Consider the following 3,251-nt stretch of genomic DNA (forward strand, 5'->3'; position numbering starts at 1 on the left):
AAGTTATTTTTATCTATATTGTGTTTATTGTAGCAGTAAATATTTTAGGGAAATCAGCTCTAGCCCAACTTACCCCTCATGATTTTGGAGCGATTCTTTTTTTATCTTAATCGAAAGTTAAAGGAAAGTAGATATCCTTTACCTGAGCTGTTGTCTAATTTAAGAACAACAGGATATCCGGATATTCACGATAATGAATATGCGATTTTGGAAGCAACAGGTGAAATTAGCATTTTTCCAAGAAAAGAATTAGTTCCAATTACTCCAAAAGATTTACATATGAAAGTGGAATACCGCGGATTACCCATAGCCGTTGTCATTGAAGGGAAAGTGCAAAAGCGTAAATTAAAATTTATCAACAAAAATGAAAAGTGGTTAAAGGAAGAACTAAAGGTAAAGGGATATCTTCAAATCAAAGATTTTTTTTATGCTGCTGTTAGAGATACCGATCATTCATTAACCATTAACAAAAAAGATGTTAACGACTAATTTTAAGACGATTTCCTCCCAATATAAATTAATGTTTTCTCTTATTTACTTCTTATTGCATTTACCACTTTCATTTTCCAAATTTATAAAAAATTATACCTATATTTAGGAATTTACCAGATGGTAATTTTCAAAATCACTAAGTCTCTAGTTAGGACAGTGCCCAGATCATTACGCCTTTCTTGATGTCAGAACTTTCCCAACCTTAATTCTCTTTTTTTCGTTCTTAATATCTTATACAAGTTCTTATAAAGGTAGTCCATAATATATAACAGACAATCCCTTCATATTCCATACGTATACTGGTTACATAGTTTGTACATGTTAAGAGTAACAGAAGGAGGGATTCCAGTTGGAGTGGATTTTATATCTATACCTGTTAAATACGTTCTTTATCTTATTCATAGCAATTTGGGAAGTTCGTCGGCCTGCCAAGGCTTTGAATTGGATAATAATCGTCCTTTTTTTACCTGTCATTGGTTTCTGGCTATATCTTAGCATATCAAACCCTAAGTTTATTCATCGAAAAAGATTGACCTGTTCTAAAAATGAATCTAACAAATTACCTGAGACATTCGGTGCTTCAGCATCGGTAATTGCCAATGCTTTACGGCATTTCACTGTGAATGGGCTTCGAATGGGCCAAGTCCAAGTGTTTAACAATGGGATAGCAAAATATGATCAACTCCTTGTATCCCTGCAAAAAGCCCAAGAAACCATTGATCTGGAATATTTCATCTATCGGAACGACCAAATTGGTAATCGAATCACAGAACTGCTAATCGAAAAAGCATTAAATGGAGTGCAGGTTCGTTTTATGAGAGATAGCTTGGGGAGTTATAAATTCCCGCGTGAAAAAATCCGGCAGATGGTTGAAGCAGGGATAGAATGCAGGACAATATTTCCTCTGCGATTTCCCTGGATTTTGTCCAATTGGAATTATCGGGATCATTGTAAGATTGTGACGATTGACAGAAAGGAATCCTTTACTGGCGGTATGAACGTTGGGTATGAATATACAGGATTAAAGCCAGACGTAGGATTTTGGAGGGACACTCATTTGCAAATTATAGGGGAAGCAACAGGCGACTTGCAGACTGTTTTTGATGTTCATTGGGAAATCGCTGTGCCGGAAAGGATAAAATCAAAAACAAATTTGAAAACAAAATCAGAGGTAACGAAAATCAATTCAATCGGCAGAGCAGATCATTCCAAATGGTCAGCCGAATTGGGATCAGAGTTGAGCACCCTTGATGATAAAAAAATGGACATATCCGGAAAAACTAGGACATTGCATAAAGCGTATATCCATACGTTGGAAGGAAACCCTGGAATTCCTACCCCAGTCATTCGGCAAGCTTACTTTATATGTATAACACAGGCGACCAAGACTATTGATTTAACAACACCCTATTTTGTACCAGAAACGGATATTATCATGGCTTTAAAGACAGCAGTAACTCGTGGTGTCCGTGTAAGATTGCTGGTTCCTCGCCACAATAATCAAAAAATCGTGGGTCTTGCAAGCCGTACTTATTACGGAGAACTTATAGAAGCTGGAGTTCAAATCTACCAGTACGACAAAGGAATGATACATGCGAAGGTGTTGACCATCGATGAGGAGATTGCTGCCGTAGGCTCAGCAAACTATGATATGAGAAGTTTTCGCCTGAATTATGAGGTGTGTCAAGTCGTGTACAGTGCTGATGTGACAAGGGAACTCACAGAGCAGTTCGAGAGGGATCTTACTGATTCTGTACCATTAAGAATTGAAGACTTGGTGCAACGATCCCTGACCGAGCGCATTGTTGAACAGGGTGCTCGCGTGCTTTCTCCATTATTATAAGTTGAAAAAACCGGTATTATTTATCTTTCTGATTTTAATTAGCTTACATGTTGTAATATAAATATTTTAAAACATGAGGATTTTTGAAATCGAGTGAAATATAAAATGGAGGAATAAATTTTGGGTGAAGTTTTTTGGGGTTTACTGGCAATCAAAGTCATAGTAGGTTTTGCAACTTTATTTTTTATCATTATCATAACAGGCAGAACATCCATCTATCAGTTAAACCCCGTTTCACTTAGTTTTTGTGTTAGTACTTGGAGATTTTTTAGGAAATAACATTTATGAAGATAAGGTAGGGATTTTTCATTTTTTATATGCCATCGGATTGTGGACGTTTCTTATGTTGGGAATAGAGTTTATGACTCTAAAAAATAAATCGACACGTTCTCTCTTATTAGGCAATCCTAACATCATCATTCGAGATGGTGTTATGGACAGAAAGTTACTTACAAAGAACAAATTGGATGTAAATCAAGTATTGAGTATACTCCGTCAAAATAATGTCTTTTCAGTTCGCGAAGTCAAATACGGTATATTGGAAGCTAATGGGCAAATAAGTTTATTATTAAAATCCAAGTATCAAAAACCAGATCTCAATCTTCCAGAAAGTCCAGTAGACCTCCCAACATCGTTAATTATAGATGGGGAAATTTTATGGGATAATTTACATGAACTCGGATTTGATCAACAGTGGTTAGATAACCAATTAACTACCAATGGATATGATAATGTAAAGCGTATACTTTACGCAGATTGGCGAGAGCGTGAAGGCATACATGTAAGTCCTAAATAAAATTTGTTAGGATAAGAGCACATCAATTTTCTTGGTGAATATAAACTTTAGTCTTCAACAATCAGGCGCTTTAATGAAGTAACTAAAGCCTAATTTTTCACTTATAACACCGAGAAATTA

General features: G+C 35.8%; 2 protein-coding genes and 1 pseudogene. All 3 read left to right on the forward strand.

What is annotated here, in order from left to right; all coding sequences use genetic code 11:
• Positions 1 to 489: pseudogene (locus tag PDQ33_RS28545) on the forward strand (DUF421 domain-containing protein); the annotation flags it as partial.
• A gap of 352 nt (positions 490 to 841) precedes the next feature.
• A complete protein-coding gene (locus tag PDQ33_RS28550; protein WP_270757085.1) occupies positions 842 to 2,335 on the forward strand; it encodes a phospholipase D-like domain-containing protein in 1,494 nt (497 codons plus the stop codon).
• 247 nt (positions 2,336 to 2,582) lie between these two features.
• Complete coding sequence (locus PDQ33_RS28555; RefSeq protein ID WP_002029079.1) at positions 2,583 to 3,131, forward strand: DUF421 domain-containing protein; 549 nt, start codon at positions 2,583 to 2,585, stop codon at positions 3,129 to 3,131.
• Positions 3,132 to 3,251 lie beyond the last annotated feature (120 nt).

The organism is Bacillus cereus group sp. Bc031 (assembly GCF_027716265.1).
Taxonomy (GTDB): Bacteria; Bacillota; Bacilli; order Bacillales; family Bacillaceae_G; genus Bacillus_A; species Bacillus_A paranthracis.